We start from the raw sequence: 23,546 nt of genomic DNA on the forward strand, positions 1-23,546 counted from the left end.
CAGACGCCTTGAAAACCGCTTCCTAGCGGTCAAGCGTCGCGACTATATCGGCGAGAGCGGCAAACAGTTCGCCGCTGCCTGCGGCAAGCGCACCGTGGCGGATCGCTTCGCCGCCATAATTGGGCGCCTGGCCGTCCCGACCGATCAGTTCGCCGCCCGCTTCTCGCAAGATAAGGTCGGCAGCGGCAATGTCCCAATCGTGAGCGTTCGGCTTGACAAAGGTTGCATCCAGCGTGCCGCTGGCAACCATGGCCAGCCGATAGGCAAGCGATGGGATATGCGGTATCCGCGTCAGCCGTTCCTGCCAACCCGGCGAAAGAAGGTCGATCATCGCCTTGGGGCCGGCCATTTTCAACATTTGGCCGGGCCGATTGACACGGATGGGACGGTCGTTGAGGAACGCGCCCTCTCCCCGTACCGCCCGGTAGGTTTCCTGTTTGGCCGGGCACTCCAGCACGCCGACAAGCGACTTGCCCTGCTCGACCACGGCAACGCTGACGCACCATGTATCGAGGCCTTGCAGGAAGCCCCGCGTGCCATCGATGGGGTCGACGACAAACGTGCGGCGCGCGGAAAGCCTGGCGAGGTCGTCCGCTGTCTCTTCCGACAGCCATCCATAGTCCGGGCGTGCCGCAAGCAGGGTTTCGCGCAAATATTTGTCGGCTGCGTAGTCGGCTTCGCTAACAGGAGACGTGCCGCCCTTCATCCACACTTCCGGGCTGTTGCCGAAATAGCCCATGGCGATAGTGCCCGCCTGACGCGCGGCATCCAGAAGCAGCGCGAGATCGTCTGCAACGTCGGGTAAACTGCTTTCTTCAACTTCCCGCAAGGGTCATTCCTTCGACAAGAAGCGTCGGCGAGGCGGTTCCAAAGCCACGGTCGAGGTCATTGGCGGCAACCATGCCAAGGAACATCGTCTTCAGGTTGGAGGCGATGGTCACTTCGGAGACGGGATAGGCAAGCGCGCCGTTCTCGATCCAGAACCCGGAAGCGCCACGGCTATATTCGCCGGTAATCATGTTGACGCCCTGTCCGAACACCTCGGTTACATAGAAACCGGATTTGAGCGATCCGATCAATTCTTCCGGGGTCTTGTCGCCGGCTTCGATGGCAAAATTCGTCGAGGACGGCGACACCGACGATCCACCGCGCGAACCGCGGCCATTGGTTGCCAGTCCGAGTTCCCGTGCAGCCGATGTGGACAGGAACCAATGGTTCAGGATGCCCTTTTCCACCATGAGCAGCTTTTCGCCTTCGACGCCCTCGCCGTCGAAGGGTCGCGATGCCTGGCCGCGCCGGCGCAGCGGCTCGTCGCTGACTGTGATTGCCGCCGCCGTGACCTGCTTGCCCATCATATCACGCAAAAAGCTGGTCTTTCGCGCGACGGATGCGCCGTTGATCGCGCCTGCCAGATGACCGGCAATGCCGCGAGCCACGCGGGGGTCGAAGACGACATCGACCGGACCGGTCGCCGCCTTGCGCGCTCCCAGGCGCCGCACGGCCCGTTCGCCGGCCTTGCGGCCAATGAGTTCAGGCGCTTCCAGATCGGTAAAATGCTGGTGCGAAGAATAATCGTAGTCGCGTTCCATGCCGGTACCCTGGCCCGCAATCACGCTGGCCGAGCGCGAGAAGCGCGATGCGACATACTGGCCGACAAAGCCGTGCGAGGTGGCAAGCACCAGGCCGCCAAGACCGGCGCTCGCGCCGCTTCCGCCCGAATTGGTGACGCCTTTGATGGCAAGTGCCGCTTCCTCGGCGGCAAGCGCATCGTCCTTCAATCGTTGCGCCGACACTTCCGTGCCGTCGAACAGGTCGAGATCGCGCGGTTGCCTGACCAGAAGCGCCGGGTCGGCAAGACCCTGATAGGCATCTTCGGGCGAAACCCGAGCCATCGCAACGGCTCGCTCGGCCAGCGTCTTCGGATCGGACGTCGCCGTTGCCGAAACGCTTGCGACGCGTTGCCCGACGAATACGCGAAGCGACACATCCTCGCTCTCGGAACTTTCGGTGGCCTCGACCTTGCCAAGGCGTACAGTAACCCCCGTCGAGCGGCCGAGCACCGCAACCGCATCGGCGGCGTCGGCGCCGGCACGCTTGGCCGCGTCCACCAACGCCGAAACGCGATCCGTCAGTTTCGCTGCATCCAGCGTGTTGGTCATAGGCGTAATCCTGCTATTTTCGGCGCATGAAGCCCTGCGCACCATCTATTGTTCCGGCCCGGCTTGTGCAATGGGAGATACGCAGAACGTTGCCGCCCGACCGCTGCGGCCATCGATGAACCGTTTGAGAAACAACAGTCGGAAACCTCGCCATGACGCCTTTCCACCTTGCTTTTCCCGTTACCGATCTCGATCAGACCCGCGCCTTCTACGGCGATGTGCTTGGCTGTGCGATCGGTCGCTCGTCGCAGACCTGGGTGGATTTCGACCTGTTCGGGCATCAAATGTCCGCCCATCTGCGACCGCAAGCGGTCGCCGCCGCCAAGGATGGCAAGGTCGACGGCGTAGCGGTGCCGATCCCCCATTTCGGAGCGGTTCTGTTGATGGACGCGTGGCAAAAACTGGCTGAGCGCCTTGAAGCGCGCGCCGACATCGACTGGCTGGAGCGGCCGATGGTGCGTTTCAAGGGAGAACCGGGCGAACAGGCCACGCTATTCATCCGCGACCCATCGGGCAACGCATTGGAATTCAAGGGATTCCGCTCGCTCGAGCAGGTTTTCGCGCACTGAACGCGATCAGGCAAGCATCGCGGCAACCCGCTCGATGAGCGCCACGCCCCAGATTCCGGCAACGATCACGATCGAGATGAGAACCGCCAGCGATCCACAATCCTTGGCGAATTGAATATCGGCGTTGAAATCGCGGCTGACGGCGTCGCAGGCCGCTTCGATGCCGGTATTCAGCACCTCGACCACGATCAGGAAAAGCACGGCGATAATCAGCAGGACATAGCCTTGCCAGGACGAAGCGACGAACCAGCCGATCGGAAAAGCCAGCGCAAGGACAACCAGTTCCTGCTGCAGAGCGGCTTCGCTCGTTGCCAGCTGGCGAAATGCGCGGGCCGAATTTAAATATGCGCTGAGCAGCCGCTTCATGCGTACCCCTTTCGAACCGGCAACCGGAAATACGCACCCGGCCCGTTCAACGAAACGACGCGCTTATCCGATGTCTTTCAGCCCGATGCAACCTTGATCGAAGGCGCTGATTCTGAGAATTGCGGCAGGCTGTCTTCGATTTCGTAATAGTCGCCCTTGTCGCACACGAAGATGTGGCTTTCGCCGGTTAAGCCGGACGGCCGGTCGAATGATCCGGCCATGATCGAGATCGTATCCAGTTCGTCATGCTTCCAGAACAGCACCGAACCGCAGGTGCCGCAGAAGCCGCGTCTGGCTACGCTGGAGGCTCCATACCAGACAAGCTTATCCACGCCCTCAATGGTGATGTCGGAGTCCTTGGCGTTGGTTGCAGCCACAAAATGGCCGGTCTGCCGCCTACATTGCGAGCAATGGCAGTAAACCACGCCCTGCAGCGGCCCCCGCGTCGTGAAGCGGACGGCGCCGCACAGGCATGATCCGGTATGCGTCGTGTTCATGAAAATCACGCTCTCCCCTGAGAATCCTTCAAGGCAGCATCCCGCATCTTTGGCCGCCAGGGTGAAGCAAATGCGACATGCACGCCTTCGCCATTACACATGCAGCAATTCCTCTACGCGGCGGAATGCTCCCCGGTCAGCAATTAAGGAAACTTTAGCAGCGTTGAATTTACTATATCGGCATGGAGGTCGGAGGGATTGGGGTCCGCGCCTTCATGTCGATTGGGCCATGTGCCATGCGCACTCCCCGGACGGCGATCGAAGCAACGCAAAGCGGTGCGCGTATAATAGGGGTGGAGTGGGATGCAGCCGGTATTTGCTCAAGCCGAACGAGCGACCGATATAGCAGCTACCGTCGTGGCGACCATGCGCCAGTTGGGCATCCTGGGGCTACCGCGCAATTATGAAATCTTCTACGAAGCCCTCGCTGGTTCCAACGACGAACTGCGCCTGGCCGTGCTGTCGCTAGGCCAGCGGCCGACGCAAGAAGAACTCGACCGTATAGGGCACAGGTTCTTTACGCAGAACCACGCCCATGGCATCGTCGAGCAGGCTCGCGATGCGGTCGCCAGGGAACTGGAGGATATCGCCGCATTGCTGCGCAGCGAGCGCAACCATGTCGAGAAATACGGCCGAATCCTCCATGAAACGTCGACCGGGCTTGGCAACCGCAACCTGATTTCGAGCGAACTCCTGCACAAGATCGTCGGCGCCATGTCCGCCGCAACCACCTCGACAATCGATCACGGCAAGCAGGTTGCGGTAACGTTGAGCGAAAAGACGGCGGAGCTAGAAAGCGTCAAGACCAAGCTGGAAGAATACAAGCGGCTGGCCGACACCGATCCCCTTACCCACATCAGCAACCGGCGCGCCTTCGACAAGGAAATCGCCAAAATCTATAACAGCAACCGGGGCATCCTATTCAATGCCTTGATCCTTGCCGACATCGACAGGTTCAAGAGCATCAATGACCGTTTCGGCCATCCCGTAGGCGACAAGATCATTCAGAACATCGCCGACATCTTCCAGACGGGGGTTCGCGACGGCGTGTTCGTGTCGCGCACCGGCGGCGAGGAATTTGCACTGATCGTCGAGGGCGCAAGCGAGGACAGCACCTACGAGATTGCCGAGCGCATTCGCGTCCTGATCGAGCAGACGCCGTTTGCCAGCAGCCAGACCGGTGCGAATTACGGCGCCGTTACCGTGTCGATGGGCATCTGCATGGCATCGGAAGCCGAAAGTGCCGAAGATCTCTACACCAAGGCCGACCGCGCGCTTTACCGCTCGAAAGTCAGCGGCCGCAATCAAGTGACGAAATATTCGTCGATGGCAGGGCGCTCCGTGAAGAACTGGCTGCTCTATCAGAAAGATTGAGCCTCTCTCAGCGGGAGACAAAAAAACCGCCGGATTTCGCCGGCGGTTTTTTTAATGGCAGGAACGAATTCAACCGTTTGCGGCCTGCTTGTGTACCGCCGGCTGCTTCTTCTTCAGCAAATCCGAAACCAGGAACGCCAGTTCGATTGCCTGATCCGAATTGAGACGCGGATCGCAATGCGTGTGGTAACGGTCATGAAGTTCCTCGGCCCGGATCGCGCGAGCGCCGCCCGTGCATTCGGTGACGTTCTTGCCGGTCATCTCGACATGAATGCCGCCCGGATGCGTGCCCTCGCCGCGATGCACATCGAAGAAGGTCTGAACCTCCTTCATGATGCGGTCGAACGGTCGGGTCTTGTAGCCGGCAGCGGTGATCGTATTGCCGTGCATCGGATCGCACGACCACACCACGCTGCGACCCTCCTTCTGCACGGCCCTGATCAGCTTGGGCAGGTGGTCCGCCACCTTGTCCGCGCCGAAGCGGGCGATCAGCGTCAGCCGTCCCGGCTCGTTCTCGGGATTGAGCAGGTCGATGAGTTGCAACAGCCCGTCCGGCGTCAGCGAAGGGCCGCATTTCAGCCCGAGCGGATTTTTGATGCCGCGACAATATTCGATATGCGCATGATCCGGCTGGCGCGTGCGGTCGCCTACCCAGATCATATGGCCCGACGTCGCATACCAGTCGCCCGACGTGGAATCGACCCGCGTAAGCGCTTCCTCATAGCCAAGCAGCAGAGCCTCATGGCTGGTGTAGAAATCCGTCTCGCGCAATGCGTAATTGGTCTCGGACGTGATCCCGACGGCCTTCATGAAGTCCATCGTCTCGGTAATCCGATTGGCGAGCGACTGATACTTTTCGCCCTGCGGACTATCGGAAACGAAGCCCAGCATCCACTTGTGGACGTTCTCCAGGCTGGCATAGCCGCCCTGCGCGAAGGCGCGCAGAAGATTGAGCGTCGCGGCAGATTGCCGGTACGCCATGACCTGCCTCTGCGGATCGGGAATGCGCGACTTGGCGTCGAACTCGATACCGTTGATGATGTCGCCGCGATAGCTGGGCAGCGTCTCGTCGCCCACCGTCTCATTGTCCGTCGAGCGCGGCTTGGCGAACTGCCCCGCAACGCGGCCGATCTTCACCACAGGCTGCGAGCCGGCGAATGTCAGCACGACGGACATTTGCAGGAACACGCGGAAGAAGTCGCGGATATTGTCCGCGCCATGCTCGGCGAAGCTCTCGGCGCAATCGCCACCTTGAAGGAGAAATGCGTCACCGGCAGCGACAACGCCAAGCTGCTTCTTCAGCTTGCGCGCCTCACCTGCAAAAACCAGCGGCGGAAACGTGGCAAGCTGGGCCTCGGTGGCATTCAGCACATTCATGTCCGGAAAAGCCGGAACCTGTTGAATAGGCTTTGCTCTCCAGGAATTAGGGGACCACTTCGTCATCATCGCACCAACGCTCTTTCCTGCGGGCAACACGCCCGCGATTTCCCTCATATAGGGATCGCGGCTCCTTACACGATGCCGGATTTGCATTCTAGACCGGATTTGCGGCGGTGGCGACTTGAACAAGACGATTCGCTTGCTCGTCGCAGCAGTGATTCGTCGGTCCGATTCATCACGTCGGAACTGCCGAACCCTACACCGGATACCGGCATCGCAGAGCGATCAGGCAGCGTTGTTTCGCAGAAAGACCTCGAAAGTCGACATTTTTCACGCCGTCAAGGAACCTGGCGATCGGGTGAAGCGTCAACAGAGAGCCTCTTTATCCATTTGTATTAAAACGATTTTTTCGTTCCTCCAACTGCGTCGGATTCCATCGGTGTTGCCCAACCGCAACGACTCCGATCCCAATATTCCGCGCCGCAGACAAAATTAATAGAAAATGATCAATTGCTGTTACCATCTGTAACAAAGCATGACTGATTTGGATGGGATCGTGATTCGCGCCGACCAACCGCGACACTCAATATTGAAACGATGGCATCGTGGGGCATCAAAGCCGCCACTCCTGACGCCGGTGTCAACCATGCGCAGCTTCTGGGGCTTGATCCGCGCCTACTGGTTCTCCAGCCACTGGAAAGAGGCCTGGTGCCTGACCATTGCGATCGCGCTGCTCACCGCACTGTCCAGCAAGACCGGTGTCTGGTTCGCGGAAATGTCGGGCGAACTGATCAACTCGATCGCCTTTTACCACGATGCCGCCAATACCACGCCGCTGCGGTCCCTCTTGACCAACGCCGGATCCCTCGTCCTGCTCGTCATCATAAAGGATGCGGGCATCACGGGCACCAAAAGCTTCATCTCGGCAACCCTGCACCGCAAATGGCGCAGTTGGCTGAACGGCCGCTTCAACGAGGCGCTGCTTGACGGCAACCACACGCATTTCCATGCGCAGCAGGGAGCGGACGGCGCCGCCCCCGACAATATCGACCAGCGTGTCCAGGAATCGATCAAGGGCATGACCGGCGGCGCCATCGGCTTGGCCATGGGCGTCATGGCGGTGGCAACGTCCCTTTTCTTCGTCGGCCAGAAATTGATGGAAATGTCCACCGAGATTGACGGGCTGGAATTTTTAGGCCGTTACGGTAGCGCCGTACTGGCCTTGACCGCGGTTGCGATCTACGTACCGCTGAACACCGGCATCGCCATGAAGATCGGCGGACTGCTCGAGCGGCTGTCCATTCGCATGCAGACGGCGGAGGGCAGCTATCGCGGCGAACTGACCACGTTCTTGCGCCGAAGCTTCCATGTCGCGGCCTCGCGGGGTGAAAACGCGCAAAAGGCCATGCACGAGCGGCTGTATGTGGATATCGACCGGACCTGGGGCCGGATGAATGTGGTGCATGCCAGCTACGATTCATTCGAGCGGATATACAACTTTATCGGCGCCCGCGTCGTCGCCTATGGACCCGGCCTGTTGCCGTTCATCACCAACCGCGTCGACCTCAAGGGCTACATCACCGGTGCGGAGTTGGTGAACGCACTCATCAGCCAGTGCTCATGGTTCATTCACGTCATGCCGGCGATCGCTACACTCAAGGCAAACAGCCGGCGCGTCATCGATCTTGCAGAGGCGATTGAAAGCGTTCAGCACCCGCGCGAATTCTACCAGCAGACCGGCAGTTCGGATTTCCGCTACGACCGTCAGAATCCAGTGTTCGGCCTGAGCATTCTTGGCCTCGAACTGACGCAGCAAGGTCACGAGGCGACACCTTTCCTGACCGCCGAACGGCTGCGCTTCAAGCGCGGCGAATGGACCTTCGTCAAGGGTGAGTCCGGCTGCGGCAAGACCTCGCTCATCAAGGCCATCAACGGCCTATGGCCTTACGGGCGCGGCTCGATAACCTTCCCGGAAGGCATCAAATCCTTCTATGCGGCGCAGGAAGTAAAGCTGCCGCCGCTTACCCTCAAGGAACTCGTGTGTCTGCCGGACGGACCGGAGGCTTTCACGGATGCGTGCGCGGCATCGGCGCTCCACAAGGCCGGGCTGGGCGATTTTATCGAATTTCTGGGGCAGGAATCCCGGCAAGGGAAAAGCTGGGATCAGCTTCTGTCGGGCGGCCAGAAGCAGAAGCTTGTCGTGACCCGAATCCTCTTGCAGCAGCCGGGCCTGCTGTTTCTTGACGAGGCTACCGGCGCGCTCGATCCGGAAGGCAAGACCGCGTTCCATCAGGCCATCAAGGACAATTGCGCGAACGTGACCGTCATCAGTGTCATGCATGAGGCAGTTCCACCGAAATCGGCGAGCGGCCACGATTTCTACGATAGTGTCCTGACAATCGCCGATGGCGTTGCTGCGAAGAAGTCGCTCGTGCCTGTGCTGCCGGCGGAGCTTACCACCATCCTCACACGCCCGGAAGCATTCGAAGAGAACTGGCCGCGCGTACGCCGCCTGAGGCTGCGGCAGAAATAGGCCGTTGCCGTGATGACCGCTCAATCAAGAGTTTCGCACGGCTTCGCCCAAATCAGTCCTTGCCCCGCGACAGAATGCGCGTGAGCATCGGCTCGATGCGCGACAGTTCGTCGAGATGCGCCGCCGATAGTTTCGCCAGATGCGCCTCGGCCCGCTCCGTCAGGTGCAGGATGACCCGCCGCTGGTCTTCCGTGTCGGTCTGACGGACAACCAGATCGGCTTCGCCCAGGCGATTTACAAGTTCGACCGCGCTGTGATGACGAATGCGCAGCCGTTCGGCCAGGTCCCCGATCGTGACCGGGCCCTTTTCCATGATGCCCTTGATCGCCAGCAGTGCCTGGTGCTGGCGCGGCTGAATGCCGACCTTGCGCGCTGCCTTCTCGCTGAATTCCAGAAAGCACCGCAGAAGATATCGAAAATCCGAGAGCGTCTGATAGTCCGTCGTCGTGATTTCGGATCGCTGCGTTCCCGCCGGTTTTTTCTCGTTCATGCAAACCCCCGCGGCGATAACCGCTTGTATGTATATATCGTGTTACGATAGAGGCGACATGGTTCGCAGCCAGCCCCTTCGCTTCCAGCAAGACCATACTCGAATATCGCCGGCCCCAGAAAGAACTTAGAAATGAAATCGGAACCAGACCTGCCACGCCATCTGGGCGACTTCACGACAGACGCCAGGGTGCTGGTCATCGCGGCAATCGCGGTCATTGTCGGGACTGTGTCGGTAGGTGCTGGCATCCTGCTCATCAAGCTGATCAAACTCGTTACCAACCTAGCCTACTTCGGCCAGTTCACCCTTGCCGATCTCAAGATCGCGGCCAACCCGCTTGGCTGGTGGGCAGTTCTCGTTCCGATGGCCGGTGCATTGATCATCGGCTTGATGGCGCGTTACGGCAGCGAAAAAATTCGCGGCCACGGTATTCCGGAAGCGTTGGAGGCGATCTTGCTCGGCCGGTCGCGGCTCGACGCCAAGGTCGCGATCCTCAAGCCGCTGTCGTCGGCCATCTCGATCGGCACGGGTGGCCCGTTTGGGGCGGAAGGGCCGATCATCATGACCGGCGGGGCAATCGGATCGCTGATTGCACAGGCGCTTTCGGTGACCGACAACGAGCGAAAGACCTTGCTGGTAGCCGGCGCCGCGGCAGGCATGACGACCGTATTCGGTACACCGATCGCCGGCATCATGCTGGCTGTCGAACTCCTGCTGTTCGAGTGGACGCCGCGCAGCTTCATTCCGGTAGCTGTCGCTGCCATCGTCGCCGAGGTCGAGCGTACAGCCCTGCACCTGCCCTCGCCGCTCTTTGCTTTCCAGGGCGGCATGGACATTTCATTGATCGGGCTGATGGGCTGGGTCGCCATCGGCGTGGCTGGCGGATTGCTGTCGGGCTTGCTCACGCAGATCGTCTATGCCTGGGAGGACGCGTTCCTGAAACTGCCCATCCATTGGATGTGGTGGCCGATGATCGGTGGTTTCGTCGTCGGTGTGGGCGGGATGATCGACCCGAATGCGCTGAGCGTCGGCTACGACAACATCGCCCAGATGCTGACCGGCGAAACCTTGGCGAAGACGGCGATCCTGCTGTTCGTCGTCAAGACGATCATCTGGTCGGTAGCGCTGGGTTCTGGAACTTCCGGCGGCATCCTAGCACCGCTGCTCATCATCGGCGGAACCATGGGGGTGGTCGTCGGCGGCTTCCTGCCTGCGGCCGACCCCGGTTTCTGGGCGCTCCTGGCGATGGCGGCGACAATGGGCGGCACGATGCGCGCGCCCCTGACCGCCACCTTCTTCGCCGTCGAACTGACCGGCAACACCCATGTGCTCCTGCCGCTCATCACCGCGTGCTCGGCGGCGCATGTCGTGACGGTGCTGCTCATGAAGCGCTCGATCCTTACCGAAAAAATCGCAAGGCGCGGCCTGCATCTGGTGCGCGAGTACCGGGTCGATCCGTTTGCCCTTACCCGCGTCAGCGAAGTGATGACGACGACGGTTGAAACCGTTCCCTCCACCATGACGCTGCATGGCGCGGCAGCCTATATGACAGCGCCTGAAACGCGGCATCCGAGTTTTCCCGTGGTTGATCCACAGGGCCATGTCCTGGGCGTGATCGATCCTCCCGCGATCCTGCGCTGGCGGCGCGCCGGCACGCATCGCAACACGACGCTTGCGGAACTGCTCGCCGGCGGCAAGATCACGTTGGCCTACCCGGACGAGTATCTCGAGGGTCTGGCCGACAAGTTACAGATAGCCAATGTATCGCATCTGCCGGTCGTATCGCGCGAAGGAAACCGCCTGATCGGCTATGTCGGCTGGAAGGATTTGATGCGGGTACGATCCAAGACACGGGCCGAAGAGCAGGACCGCGCACGCTTCTTCCGCATGGCCGGAAGCAAAAAAGCCTCGCGATAATCGGGACCAGGAGCTATTAGGGCGGAAACGGCATCGGGACAATTCCCTTTGCTTTGGTCCCCGGCATGCGGATAGGCTTGTCAATATCTGCCAAATCGCCGGATACTGATCCCAGGAGTGATGCTGTGAAAAAGCTGGACGAGCGTGCGCTATCCGTCACGAAATTCTGGCGGGATGCCGGAGCCGATGCCTGGTTCGCCAAAAACGAAGCCTTCGATGCGGATTTCAAAAGCCGCTTCCTGGATTTGCATTTCGCGGCGGCCCGGCGCGAGTGCGACGACTGGCTCGAGCATGCCGAGGGCGCGCTGGCGCTGATGATCCTGCTCGACCAGTTTCCCAGAAACTGCTTTCGCGGCACCGGCCATATGTATGCCACCGATCCGCTGGCGCGCAACCTCGCGGCAAAGGCCATCGATGCCGGCCACGATCTCGCGCTCGAAGACGACATCCGCGTTTTTCTCTATCTGCCGTTCGAGCATTCCGAGGATGCCACTGATCAGGAAAAATCGGTCGCGCTACATACGGCCAACGCCGAGGCCTATCTCGAATACGCTATCGAGCATCGCGACATCGTTGAGCGCTTCGGCCGTTTTCCGCACCGAAACAGGATGCTGGGCCGCAAAACCACGCCCGATGAGCAGGCATTCTTAACCGAGGGCGGGTTCAGCGGCTGACCCGCCACCATCCGGTCCCGTCCGGTAGCTTTTCGATGCCGGAGGCGTCAACCAAGGCCAGCCGTTCGGCAACGCTGCGCCCTGCAACCATCAAGCCCGGCGCGATCTCGGCCAGCGGAGCCAGCACGAAGGCGCGCTCCAGCATGCGTGGGTGCGGAACCTCAAGCCCGGCTTCATGGATCACCCGGTCGCCGTAAGTCAGCATATCGATGTCGATCAGGCGCGGCCCCCAACGCTCTTGACGCACCCGTTTCAGCCGGCGTTCGGCATCGAGGCAACAGTCGAGCAGCGTGCGCGGCTCCAGCGTCGTTGAAAGCCCGGCAGCAGCATTGAGGAAGTCCGGCTGATCGAGCTTTCCCCATGGCGGCGTTCTGTAGAGCGAGGAAACCGCCGTCACGGCAATCTCCGCATCGGCGTCCAGCATGCGCAAGGCCTCAGCCATGGCAGCGGCGGGGTCGCCCAGATTGCCGCCGAGACTGAGGTAAACGGTATTACCTGTTTGTGAATTCATCTCATTAGGCTGCGGATTGTTGCCGAGCGCCCGCTCTGCCGACACCAAAAATACAATGCTTCATAATGGTTTCCATACATCAGTTAATGCTCGCCAGAATTGGTTTCGCGCGCCCGAATAGCATCGGCAACAGCCAGCGCATCCACGTTGATTGCGACGTCGTGGACACGAAACAGATGCGCACCCTTCAGCCGCAGAACGACGCTGGTGGCGGCCGTTCCGACGGCTCGCTCATCGGCGTCGCGGCCGGTGACGGTTCCGATGAAGCGCTTTCGCGAGGTGCCGGCGACAAGCGGCAAGCCCAGAGCGTGCAGTTCGGAAAACCGCGCCATCAGATCGAGGTTTTCCTCAGCCGTTTCCTTGGCGAAGCCAAAACCCGGATCGAGCATCATCTGATCCCTGGCGACATTAGCCTGCCGCGCAATTTCCAGCGACTTTTCAAGGAAGAAGAATTGGTCGTCAATGACGTCCGGCAGCTTTTCGCGTTCCCTGCCCGTGTGCATGATGATCAGTCCCGCGCCTGTTTGCGCCGCGACACGCGCAATGCCGGGTTCGCGTTGCAGGCCCCACACATCGTTGATGATGTGGGCGCCGGCGGCAACCGCAAGCCGCGCCGTCTCCTCGCGATAGGTATCGATGGAGATCAGAATATCGGGAAGATCGGCCAGCGCTTCGACTATCGGAAGCGCGCGCGCCTGTTCTTCCCTGGCCGTGATCGGTTCGGCGCGGGGTCCGGTCGATTCACCGCCGACATCGATGACGACAGCCCCTTCCCGCGCCATCAGGCGTGCCTGTTCGATCGCCGTGTCGAAACTGTCGAACCGGCCTCCGTCGGAGAAACTGTTGGGCGTGACGTTGAGAATGCCCATGACATGGGCTTTCGCGCCTAACACAAGATGGCGATCATGCGCCAATTGCCATCGTCTTATCATCATTGCCGGTCAACCAGAGTGGAGATCACGTAACGTTTTGCTTGTACAACCGGGCGGGCGCCGTCCAGATGAATACCCGTTGCGCCGATCATTGGCGTAAAGCAAGGATGCGACAGAGGCAACATGATGAAGCGGTTCCTGCTCGGCGTCCTGCTGCTGGCGGTCACTGGCCTGCCGGCCCAGGCCGCCGACCTCGTCAAAAGCTACTCCTATTTTCGCATAGGGGGCAGCACGCTGGAAGAGATCGAGAATCAGCTTTCGACGAAGGGGCCGCAAGTAAAGAGCACCGGCAACCGTCACCCAGGCGCGACGCGAATGGCGTTCAAAACCCGCCTCGGTTTTGCCGAAAAACCCGGCTCATGCCGGATCGTTTCCGCGAACGTGACGGTGAAGGTGCACGTCATTCTTCCCCGCTGGCATCGCCCGCGCAAGGCGGATGCCGGCGTAAAATTGTTCTGGGATACGCTGTCCGCCGATATTAAGCGCCATGAGGAAAGCCACATCGTCATCGCCAAGAACCACGCCCGCAAGCTGGAACAGGCGCTTCTGGCAACCGGCAACCAGAAGGATTGCGCGGCGGCGAAAGCCAAGGCCGAGACCATTTCCGAGAAGATCCTTGCACGCCACGAGCGAGCGCAGGCCCAGTTCGACAAGGTCGAGGGCATCAATTTCGAAAGCCGCATGCTGCGGCTGCTGCACTACAGAATGGAACGGATCGAGAGCGGTCGCCTGCCGGGTTGAGCGGAGGCGCGTGCGCGCTCCGGCTGGCTCAATAAACCCGGTAACGATCCCGGCACCGCGCCCACCTTGGCTCGACACGTCCCGCGACACCTGATAATGCCCGCGGCGCTGTTTTAAGGAAACGCATGCCGGTTGGTAGTCCGGCAACCCGCCAAGGGTCCGAAGCCCGTCCCATCGACGTGGTCCACAGCCTGCCAAAGTATTCCTTTGCGATCATGCCGCTCCGGGTAGCATCTCGCTATAGGTTTGCTTTCGGAAGTGGCGCGCGACAATGAGCGGGATGAATGGGTCGATGAACAAGTCCTTTCAGGAAAAGACCGACCAGGGTTTCAGGGCGCCACCCCTGACGGAGAAGGAAAAGAACGTCATCATTGCCGGCGTCCTGCTGTCGATGCTGCTGGCCGCACTCGATCAAACCATCGTCGCGCCCGCCATGCCAACCATAGGGGCAGCGCTCGGCCACGACGAATACCTGCCGTGGATCGTCACGGCCTATCTCCTGACCGCAACAGCGGTCGTACCGCTCTACGGCAAGATCTCCGATGTGTACGGGCGGCGGCCGACGATCTATGCGGCCATCCTTCTCTTTCTGGCTGGATCCGTCGTCGCCGCGACCGCTCCCAACATGCTGGCCCTCATCCTGGGCAGGGCTATCCAGGGGGCCGGCGGCGGCGGCTTGTTCGCCCTGTCGCAGACCGTGATCGGCGACCTCGTGCCGCCGCTCGAGCGTGCCCGCTATTCGGCGTGGATATCAGGCACATGGGCCGTCGCCAGCATCGCCGGGCCGCTTCTGGGCGGCACCTTTGCCGAGCATCTGCACTGGTCGCTGATTTTCTGGATCAATATCCCGCTCGGACTGCTGGCGATGGCGATCATCAACAACCCGCTCAAGAAGCTGCCCATCGCGGCGAAGAACCACGGTATCGACGGCTGGGGCTCTGCCCTTCTCGTCGTCGCCACGTCCCTGCTTCTTCTCGCGCTGAACTGGGGCGGCAGCCGCTATGCGTGGCTTTCACCGGAAATTCTCGGGCTTGTCGGCTGCTCCGCGCTGTTTTGGGCCGGTTTCTCGCTTCGGTTGATGCACGCTGCCGAACCGTTGGTTTCGCTCGAAGTGCTTGGCAACCCCATCGTCTTGTGCGGAACGCTATCGACCTTCCTTGTCCAGAGCGCCAATGTCGGGCTGGCGATCTACCTGCCTGTGTACATGCAGACAATTCTGGGCCTGTCCGTCAGCGATTCCGGCATTGCGATGCTCGGGCTGTTGCTGGGGACCGTCGTCGGGGCGGCGTCGGGTGGAACGCTGGTTGCGCATATCCGGCATTACAAGCGGATCGCGATATTTGGGGTGGCGCTCAGCATGGTCAGCTTCATGGCGCTCGGCTTCATGCCCGAGAATGCGTCTCTGCTTCAAGTCGAGATTCTCACCGCCTGCGTCGGCATCGGTACGGGTGCCACCTTCCCCGTGGCCACGGTTTCCGTCCAGAATGCCGTTGACCGCGCCCATCTCGGAGTAGCTACCGGCGTGCTGACCTTCCTGCGGACGCTGGGTGGCGCACTTGGCGTGGCTATGCTCGGCGCGGTTGCGCTTGGTTATGGCATGCCGCTTGGCAGGGAGGGGGCCGAGACCGCCGCCGGGAATTCCTCCCAGGAGGCCTTCATGATGATCTTCTTCGCCTGCGCCGCAACCATGGTGCTCGCCATGGTCACATTCGCCCTGATGCCGGAAAAGCCGCTGCGCGGGCGTGACGTCACCCCTGCGCTTGAATAGCCGAGGCGTAACGCGAAAGCGCTTTGGCTAACCCTGTCGGGCGGGAACGCGCACCACAAGGCCGTCCAGATCGTCGCGAACCTTGATCTGGCAGGACAAGCGGGAGTTGGGCTGCACATCGTAGGCGAAGTCCAGCATGTCCTCTTCCATCGCCTGCGGTTCGCCCACCGCTGCCGTCCACGCCTCGTCGACATAGACGTGGCAGGTCGCGCAGGCGCAGGCGCCGCCGCATTCGGCCTCGATGCCGGGAACGGCATTGCGAACCGCGTTTTCCATGACGGTCGAGCCGTTTTCGGCATCCACGTCGAACTGGGTGCCGTCGTGGGCAATGTAGGTCAGCTTTGTCATATGTCACCTGAAAGAGTCTGCGCCGAGATAATCACTCCGGCGCACAAGTCAACTGGCGCGCGAAAGCGTCGTTCGGTGCCGTTTTCTGGAAAGTGTGCCGCTAAAGCATGTTTCCCGAAAGTGGGCACCGGTTTCGGGGCAAAGACATGCGAGAAACAACGACCTAAAGCACGGAAAGCGAACCTGAAAGGTCGCTACGTGCTTTAGGTCAGCGCGCGATGGCCGCGATGAAATCGCGAACGGCCTCGACAAGCCCGTCGAGCCGCTTCCAGATACGCGCATCGTCAGGGCAGCCCTCGATATCGGCGGCACATTCGGCAATGGCGAAGGCCCCTACCCCGCGCGCCGAACCCTTGAGCCCATGCGCAAGCGACAATCTGCCGTTCGTATCGGTTTCAGCCATTTTCTGCGCCATGCCGAGTGCCTGCTGGAGAAAAAGCGCCAGCACTTCCTGCTCCAGCGCACGGTCCCCCATTGTCTGGCGCGATAGATGCGCCATATCGATCGGACGTGGAGGAGCCGGAATGGTTGTCTCGCCGCCCGGCATTGAAAAGGCCATCCCGAGGTCACCGCTCATAATCGCCTCAATTCCCTTGCAGACAGCCCAAAGCAGCCGATATCCGACCGATTGTTATGGCTAGCGAGTTAATGAGACGTTGCGAAAAAATAGCGGATCGAAGGCGTCTAAATCACGCTCCTGTTAACCTTATATTTAAAGTTTTACGTATCGCGCCGAATGCATGTTTTCTTTACCCCCCTGTGTCATTACGATACGCGGGGTCCATATTGAGCCTCATGCGCGGGGCTAGAGAAGCGATAATAACAGGCTCCGCGGCAGCTAGTACAGGGTAGCGAAGGCATGGCGAAGAAACCGACGACCTCCAAGAATCTCGACAATGACGTGGCCAGCGAGCTTGAAAAAGCGCTGGATCTCGACTTGGCAAACGAAGCTGGCGGCATCGACATGGCGGCTTCCATGGAAGACCTGGAAGCACAAATCTCCCAGGCGGCCGACGAATTGGCCCGTGCCGGGCGCGGCGAAAAGGGTGCGACGGATGCGCCCGTGAGCGCGCCTGCGAAGCCCGTGGCCAAGCAGCCGTCACAGCCGGAATTGCGACCGATCGAACAATTCGGTGCCGCGCAGACTGGCTTTGCGCCGGCCAATGACGACCGCCAGAAGGATTATCGTTCCCTGCTGCATGCGCTTAACCGGCGCTCTTCCAGCGCGATCTATTGGGTGGTTGCCTTTGTATCGCTGGCCTGGATCGTCGGTGCGGGCGCCATTGCCAACATGATGTTTGGCAACGGCATCTGGAAAATCCGCTCACTCGACCAATTGCTGGCCCAACCGGGACTGATCGGGCTGGCCGTGGCGACGGTGCTGCCTATTGTCCTGTTTTGGGCGTTCGCAACCATGATCCGCCGCGCGCAGGACATGCGTCTGGCGGCACAGTCGATGACCGAGGTGGCCTTTCGCCTGGCCGAGCCGGAAAATCTCGCCCAAGACCGCGTCATGATGATCGGCCAGGCCGTGCGCCGCGAAGTGGCGGCCATGGGTGAAGGCATCGAGCGCACGCTGGCCCGCGCCGTCGAGCTTGAAACGCTGGTTCATAGCGAGGTCAATCAGATCGAGCGCTCCTATACCGAGAACGAAGCGCGCATCCGTTCGCTCGTGGATGGTCTCGGCAGCGAGCGCGAAGCCGTGGTCGGCCACGCGGAGCGCGTGCGGGCCTCGATCATGGGTGCCCACGAAACCTTGAAAGAAGAAATCGATTCCGCCGGCGATACCATCCGCGACAGCATTATGAGCGCGTCGACCAACCTGTCGATGACGATCACCAATTCCGGCGATACGCTGATCGACCGCATCAACCAAAGCTCGATGTCGATTTTCGATTCCGTCGAAGGCCGCCTGGATTCCATTACCGACCGTCTTTCGACCTCCGGCGAGGCTTTCGCCAGCCTGCTCGACACGCGCATCGCCAAATTGACCGACAGTACTGATGGGCTGACGCGCTCGCTGACCGACCTTCTGGACGACCGTACGGCCGGGATGGTGTCACTGCTCGGCGGTGCCGCACGCACGCTCAACACCGAGTTCGAGGCCAGCCTCAGCGGCATTGAACGGACGCTGGCTGAACGCGGACAGGCCTTGATCAGCGAATTCCAGACCCGCGCCGAAGCACTTGATACCGGCACGCAGAAGCTGAACGCGGCCCTTGAGGCCCGCGCCCGACAGATCAACGAGACGCTGGTCGAGCGTGCCCGCGATATTTCCAACGCCTTCACGCAGAGCAAGGACGACCTGTCGGTGATGATCGATCAGGGCAAGGCCCAGATCGGCGCCAACATGGCCGACATCGTCACCTCCACGTCCACGATGCTGGAAGCCCGCGCGACCGATTTTGCCGGCCGCATGGAAGAGGCTCGCCATGCCGTTTCACAATCGTTCGATACCGATATCCAGCGCCTGACCGACGCTCGCGCCGGCATCGAGAGCGCCGTTGAGGAGCATAGCCGAAAGCTGGCGGAAAGCGGCGAGCGCATGGCTGCGGCCATGCACGAGGATCTGGCCAAGTTCAGCGAGGGCCGCGCCGACATCGATGCCGTCGTGACCGGCCAGGTACAGAAACTTGCCGAAGGCCGAAATCTGATGTCGCGTGCCCTCGAAGAGGATTTGCGCAAGGTCAACGAATCCCGCGCGGCGATGGATGCCTCGCTCGGAAATCACCTCGAACGTCTGGACGAGGGCCGAAACCGGCTTTCCCATGCGCTGAACGAAGACTCAGACAAACTGGTCCAAGCCCGCTCGATCATTGACGAAATGGTCTCTGGTCATGTCGGTAAACTGGTTGAAGGCCGCAACATTCTGACGCGCGCGCTGGAAGCCGACATGAACAAGCTCGCCGAAAGCCGCGCCGGCATAGACGGACTGGTTGCCGGCCAGGTCGAAAAGATCGCGGAGGGCCGCGCAACGCTGGCCAAGGCTCTGGAAACCGACATTGGCGGCATCAAGACGCTGATGGACAGCCATTCCGCGAAGCTTGCGGAAGACCGAAGCCTGCTTTCGCGTACGCTGGAGGACGACCTCGCCAAGCTGGCGGAAGGCCGCTCCAGCATCGACGGGCTCGTTGCCGGTCAGGTCGAGAAACTGGCCGAAGGCCGCGACATTCTCAAGCGCGCGCTGGAAGCCGACCTGAACACCATCCAGGGCGTGATTGCCGATCAATCCGACAAGCTGGTGCAGGATCGCTCGAAACTGTCGCAGGTCCTGCAAAGCGACCTCGACCAGGTGCGCGGCGTCGTTTCCGAACACGCCGACCGGCTTGCCGAAGAGCGCGTCAACCTTTCGCGCACGCTGGAGGACGATCTTGCCAAGCTGGCCGATAGCCGCTCCAGCATCGACGGACTGGTTGCCGGTCAGGTCGAGAAACTGGCCGAGGGCCGCGATATCCTCAAGCGCGCGCTGGAGGCCGACCTCGCCAAGCTGGCGGAAAGCCGCGCCGACATCGATGGGCTGGCTGCCGGCCAAGTCGAGAAACTGGCCGAGGGCCGCGATATTCTCAAGCGCGCGCTGGAAGACGACCTCGCCAAGCTGGCGGAAAGCCGCTCCGGCATCGACGGGCTGGTCGCCGGCCAGGTCGAGAAACTGGCCGAAGGCCGCGACATCCTCAAGCGTGCGCTCGAGGCTGACCTCAATACCATCCAGGGCGTGATCGCCGATCAGTCCGACCGTCTGGTGCAGGACCGTTCTAAGTTTTCGCAGGCCCTCGAAGGCGATCTCGATCATGTCCGTGGGGCGATTTCCGGACACCACGATAAGCTCGCCGAAGAGCGCGCCACGCTGTCGCGTGCGCTGGAAGCCGATCTCACCGCGATCCAGGGTGTTATTGCCGGTCAATCCGAAAAGCTGGCGCAGGACCGTGCAGGCCTTGCCAAGGCGCTGGAAGACGACATCACCAAGCTGGCGGAAAGCCGTTCCAGCATCGACGGACTGGTTGCCGGCCAGGTCGAGAAACTGGCGGAGGGGCGCGATATCCTCAAGCGCGCGCTGGAGGCTGATCTCAACACGATTCAGGGCGCGGTTGCCGGTCAATCGCAGAAACTGGTGGAGGACCGCAACGAATTCTCCCGGGCGCTCGACGCCGATCTCCACAGCGTCAGCAGTCTTTTGCAGGATCACATGCAAAGACTGACGCAGGATCGTGCCAGCCTGGGACAGGCGCTGGAGGACGATCTCGCCAAGCTGGCCGAAAGCCGCTCCAGCATCGACGGACTGGTCGCCGGCCAGGTCGAGAAGCTGGCCGAGGGCCGCGATATCCTCAAGCGCGCGCTGGAAGCCGATTTGCAGAAGCTCGCGGCAAGCCGTGGCGACATAGACGATGTCATCGTCGGTCACGTCGGCAAGCTCGCCGATGGCCGCGACATGCTGACCCGTGCACTGGAAGACGACCTCGGCAAGCTTACCGAGGCGCGCCGCGGCATCGACCTCGCCGTTTCCGGTCATATCGACCAGATTGCAGCCAAGAGCACGGGCATTTCCGACGCGCTCGCTGCCGACGTGCAGAAGATCGAGGCCGTTTTCGATCGCCAGACCGGCGTCATCGAAGAGCGCGCAGGCACCATGGAACGAGCGCTTTCATCGGGCGTCGACAATATTCGCGGCGTTCTCGAAAAGAGTGCGGTGTTCGTTGCCGGCGAATTGCGCGACAAGGTCATGGAAGTCACCGCTGTCCTGCATGAGCAGGCAGGCGCCGCCTTCAGCGACGCCGACCGCAAGATCGCCGAGCGTGCCGAAAAGACGGCCGCCGCCCTGCTGCTGCGGGCCGAAGACATTGCCCGTACCTTCGAGGAGGCGGATCAGCGCATTTCGGCGCGGGCGCAGGACAGTTCCAACGCCCTGCTGTCGCGTGCCGGAGAAACCGCGGACGAACTGGCCGCACGCGCCAGCGCCATTGCCAGCACGTTCGACGCGGCGGACCAGAAGCTCGTCGCGCGCGCCGTTGAAACGGCCCAGTCGTTGGCCGCGCGTGCCGGCGACATCCTGCGCAACTTCGAAGCTGCAGACGAGCGCCTCGGCACCCGTATCGGCGAATCGGCCGAAGCGCTCGCCTCGCGCGCCTCGGACCTCGGCCGCATCTTCGACAGCGCCGATCAACAGTTGACGGCCCGCATCACCGAAGGCTCGGAAGCGCTTTCCGCCCGCGTCACGGAAATCGGGCGTGTCTTCGACGATGCCGACAACCGCATGGTTTCACGCATCGCCGAAACGGCCTCCTCGATTGGTGGACATGCCGATCATATCGTGGGCGCGTTCGCCGAGACGGAGCAGCGCGTTGCCGAGCGTTCCCGCCAGACCGGGCAGGAACTTACAGCGCATGCCCGCCAGATCGAGCAGGCCCTTTCCGGCGTCGATGAACGCCTCGCAGCCAGTGCGGCGGCAACACATGCCCGCGTCGAGGAGCAGGTTTCCAGCGTAGAGAACAGGTTCGCACAGACGACTGACACGATGGGCCAAAAACTCAGCGAGCAGATCGCGCAGGCAGAAAACCAGCTTGTCTCGCGCGCCAATGTCATCGCCGAAACGTTCACAGCCGTCGGCCAGCATATCGGCCAGAGCACCAACGAGGCGGCAAAGACCATCGGCGTCAATACGCGTGAACTGAGCACCATGCTTGCTACCCGCTCTGCCGAGATCACCAAGATCCTGGACGAGACGGCACGGCCGCTGGTCGATCGCTTCGCCGAAGGCGGCACCGAATTGCAGCGCTCCATGCAGGAAGCGACCGAACGCGCGACTACCAAGCTGCGCGAGGAAAATGCCGCACTCGTGGATGCCCTCGCCAGCCGCACGGCCGAGACCCTCTCGGCAGTCGAAGGCGCGCGCGAAACGCTTGCCGACAGCGTTCACAACCTCATCGGACGCATGACCGCGTCCAGTTCGCAGCTCAACGAGCTGATCGAGCATGCCGCAGCCAATCTTGGCCAGGTCGACGGGCGTTTGGCTCAAAGCACGCAAAGCTTCGCGGCAACGACCGAGAAGGCGGCGCAGACGTTTGCCAGTTCGGCACGCCTGGTCGATTCAAACACGACAAGGCTGACCGAGCTTTCCTCGACCACGCTGCGCGAAGTGGCGTCGATTGCCACGAAATTCGACGAGCACAGCCGGCTCCTGTCGTCGGCATCCAGCCTGCTGGGCTCGGCGCAAAGCAATCTGGAACATACGCTTGAGCGCCAATCCTCGATCGAGGATCTGGCGGTCGGCCTCGTCAAGAAGTCCGAAGACCTCGAAAGGGTCATGCGCTCTTTCGAAAACCTCGTCGGAAAGACGCTGGAGAACGCCGAAGGCAAGACGTTGCAGTCCGCAGACAAGATCCGCGCTGCAATCACCGACGTCGTCGAATCGGCTACCAAGCGTTTCGCCGATGCCACCGAGGAAATGCGGCGCACTGCCGGCTCCATCAAGAGCGAACTCGATCTCACCCGTGCCGAACTGAAAAAAGGCGTGGTGGAGATGCCACAGGAGGCCAAGGAATCGACCACGGCAATCCGGCGCGCCGTGTCGGAACAAATCAACGCACTGAAAGAACTATCTGATATCGTTGCGAAATCTGGCCGCAGTGTCGATGTTTCGGAACCTCGCTCCCTGCGTCCCGCGCCGCAAGCGCCAGCCGCGCGCGCACCGGAGCCGCAGCGTCGCGCTCCCCAGGCTCCGCTGGGCGAGACAACGCTTCGCGGGCCGATCGAACCCCAGCGGCAGGCTGAAACCACTTTGCGGCAACGCGATGCAGCCCCGCGTCCCGCCCAGGGTTGGGTTCAGGGGTTGCTTGCCGGTGCATCGCGCGACGACAATGGCCAGCCTGCTCCGGTCGAGACGCCGCGTGCGGCGCCTGCCCCGCGTTCGCCCCTGCATGTCGTGGAATCGCTCAACTCGCTTTCCGTCGACATTGCGCGCGCCATCGATCATGAAGCCTCGATCGAGTTGTGGAACCGCTATCGCCGTGGCGAACGCGACGTGTTCACCCGCCGCCTCTACACATTGAAAGGCCAGCAGACCTTCGACGAGATTCGCCGCAAATATCAGGCAGAAGCGGAGTTCCGCGCCGCTGTCGACCGGTATTGCGACGACTTCGAAAAGCTGTTGAAGGACGTGTCGCGCAACGACCGCGACAACATGGTCACGCAGACTTACCTGACCTCGGATACCGGCAAGGTCTACACCATGCTTGCCCATGCCAGCGGCCGGTTGGGCTGACCGGCCAATACGACGGAAAAAGGAAAAGGCCG

The 23,546-nt window shown here is 61.3% G+C and carries 18 protein-coding genes; 8 read left to right on the top strand and 10 right to left on the bottom strand.

Going from position 1 to position 23,546, the window contains the following annotated elements; translation table 11 throughout:
- Positions 1–22 precede the first annotated feature (22 nt).
- Positions 23–829: a 3'(2'),5'-bisphosphate nucleotidase CysQ gene (locus tag ACX3P1_RS04245; RefSeq protein ID WP_459078308.1), complete on the bottom strand. Its 807-nt coding sequence runs from the start codon at positions 827–829 to the stop codon at positions 23–25.
- On the bottom strand, positions 816–2,159 hold the full coding sequence (locus ACX3P1_RS04250) for a TldD/PmbA family protein (RefSeq protein ID WP_459078309.1): 1,344 nt from the start codon (positions 2,157–2,159) through the stop codon (positions 816–818). The genes ACX3P1_RS04245 and ACX3P1_RS04250 overlap by 14 nt, the downstream gene beginning before the upstream one ends.
- Before the next feature lie 152 nt (positions 2,160–2,311).
- Here ACX3P1_RS04250 and ACX3P1_RS04255 point away from each other — a divergent pair, with 152 nt between their 5' ends.
- The gene (locus ACX3P1_RS04255) at positions 2,312–2,728 is read left to right on the top strand and encodes a VOC family protein (protein WP_459078310.1); all 417 of its coding nucleotides are present in this window, start codon (positions 2,312–2,314) and stop codon (positions 2,726–2,728) included.
- A gap of 6 nt (positions 2,729–2,734) precedes the next feature.
- Here ACX3P1_RS04255 and ACX3P1_RS04260 read toward each other — a convergent pair whose 3' ends face one another.
- Both ACX3P1_RS04260 and ACX3P1_RS04265 read right to left on the bottom strand, forming a co-directional pair.
- Positions 2,735–3,094, bottom strand: coding sequence for a diacylglycerol kinase (locus tag ACX3P1_RS04260; RefSeq protein WP_459078311.1), 360 nt, complete (start codon positions 3,092–3,094; stop codon positions 2,735–2,737).
- Positions 3,095–3,171: 77 nt separating this feature from the next.
- Positions 3,172–3,591, bottom strand: a complete 420-nt coding sequence (locus ACX3P1_RS04265) for a GFA family protein (protein WP_459078312.1) — start codon at positions 3,589–3,591, stop codon at positions 3,172–3,174.
- Between the two features lie 303 nt (positions 3,592–3,894).
- On the opposite strand from ACX3P1_RS04265, the gene ACX3P1_RS04270 reads away from it, so the two are divergent.
- Entirely contained in the window at positions 3,895–4,965 is a 1,071-nt protein-coding gene (locus tag ACX3P1_RS04270) for a GGDEF domain-containing protein (RefSeq protein WP_459078313.1), read from the top strand.
- Between the two features lie 69 nt (positions 4,966–5,034).
- Here ACX3P1_RS04270 and ACX3P1_RS04275 read toward each other — a convergent pair whose 3' ends face one another.
- Positions 5,035–6,408 carry a class II 3-deoxy-7-phosphoheptulonate synthase gene (locus ACX3P1_RS04275; RefSeq protein ID WP_459078558.1) on the bottom strand — a complete coding sequence of 458 codons (1,374 nt, stop codon included), beginning with the start codon at positions 6,406–6,408 and terminating at the stop codon, positions 5,035–5,037.
- A 583-nt stretch (positions 6,409–6,991) separates the two neighbouring features.
- On the opposite strand from ACX3P1_RS04275, the gene ACX3P1_RS04280 reads away from it, so the two are divergent.
- Positions 6,992–8,878 carry an ABC transporter ATP-binding protein/permease gene (locus ACX3P1_RS04280; protein WP_459078314.1) on the top strand — a complete coding sequence of 629 codons (1,887 nt, stop codon included), beginning with the start codon at positions 6,992–6,994 and terminating at the stop codon, positions 8,876–8,878.
- Positions 8,879–8,930: 52 nt separating this feature from the next.
- Here ACX3P1_RS04280 and ACX3P1_RS04285 read toward each other — a convergent pair whose 3' ends face one another.
- The gene (locus ACX3P1_RS04285) at positions 8,931–9,368 is read right to left on the bottom strand and encodes a MarR family winged helix-turn-helix transcriptional regulator (RefSeq protein WP_459078315.1); all 438 of its coding nucleotides are present in this window, start codon (positions 9,366–9,368) and stop codon (positions 8,931–8,933) included.
- Positions 9,369–9,500: 132 nt separating this feature from the next.
- On the opposite strand from ACX3P1_RS04285, the gene ACX3P1_RS04290 reads away from it, so the two are divergent.
- A complete protein-coding gene (locus ACX3P1_RS04290) occupies positions 9,501–11,285 on the top strand; it encodes a chloride channel protein (protein ID WP_459078316.1) in 1,785 nt (594 codons plus the stop codon).
- 125 nt (positions 11,286–11,410) lie between these two features.
- Positions 11,411–11,959: a DUF924 family protein gene (locus ACX3P1_RS04295; RefSeq protein ID WP_459078317.1), complete on the top strand. Its 549-nt coding sequence runs from the start codon at positions 11,411–11,413 to the stop codon at positions 11,957–11,959.
- Here the strand turns inward: ACX3P1_RS04295 and folK are convergent.
- Positions 11,949–12,470, bottom strand: a complete 522-nt coding sequence (gene folK, locus ACX3P1_RS04300; protein ID WP_459078318.1) for a 2-amino-4-hydroxy-6-hydroxymethyldihydropteridine diphosphokinase — start codon at positions 12,468–12,470, stop codon at positions 11,949–11,951. The two genes, ACX3P1_RS04295 and folK, sit on opposite strands and share 11 nt — an antisense overlap.
- 83 nt (positions 12,471–12,553) lie before the next feature.
- A complete protein-coding gene (folP, locus tag ACX3P1_RS04305; RefSeq protein ID WP_459078319.1) occupies positions 12,554–13,405 on the bottom strand; it encodes a dihydropteroate synthase in 852 nt (283 codons plus the stop codon).
- Positions 13,406–13,525: 120 nt separating this feature from the next.
- On the opposite strand from folP, the gene ACX3P1_RS04310 reads away from it, so the two are divergent.
- On the top strand, positions 13,526–14,143 hold the full coding sequence (locus tag ACX3P1_RS04310) for a DUF922 domain-containing Zn-dependent protease (RefSeq protein ID WP_459078320.1): 618 nt from the start codon (positions 13,526–13,528) through the stop codon (positions 14,141–14,143).
- A 292-nt stretch (positions 14,144–14,435) separates the two neighbouring features.
- Positions 14,436–15,911 (top strand): MDR family MFS transporter, encoded by a 1,476-nt coding sequence (locus ACX3P1_RS04315; protein ID WP_459078321.1) that lies wholly within the window; start codon positions 14,436–14,438, stop codon positions 15,909–15,911.
- 27 nt (positions 15,912–15,938) lie between these two features.
- Here the strand turns inward: ACX3P1_RS04315 and ACX3P1_RS04320 are convergent, their stop codons facing one another.
- Both ACX3P1_RS04320 and ACX3P1_RS04325 read right to left on the bottom strand, forming a co-directional pair.
- Positions 15,939–16,259 carry a 2Fe-2S iron-sulfur cluster-binding protein gene (locus ACX3P1_RS04320; protein ID WP_459078322.1) on the bottom strand — a complete coding sequence of 107 codons (321 nt, stop codon included), beginning with the start codon at positions 16,257–16,259 and terminating at the stop codon, positions 15,939–15,941.
- A 208-nt stretch (positions 16,260–16,467) separates the two neighbouring features.
- Positions 16,468–16,836: an Hpt domain-containing protein gene (locus ACX3P1_RS04325; protein WP_459078323.1), complete on the bottom strand. Its 369-nt coding sequence runs from the start codon at positions 16,834–16,836 to the stop codon at positions 16,468–16,470.
- A 282-nt stretch (positions 16,837–17,118) separates the two neighbouring features.
- Here ACX3P1_RS04325 and ACX3P1_RS04330 point away from each other — a divergent pair, with 282 nt between their 5' ends.
- Entirely contained in the window at positions 17,119–23,514 is a 6,396-nt protein-coding gene (locus ACX3P1_RS04330; RefSeq protein WP_459078324.1) for a kinesin, read from the top strand.
- Positions 23,515–23,546: the final 32 nt, after the last annotated feature.

Source organism: Mesorhizobium sp. A623 (assembly GCF_054489405.1).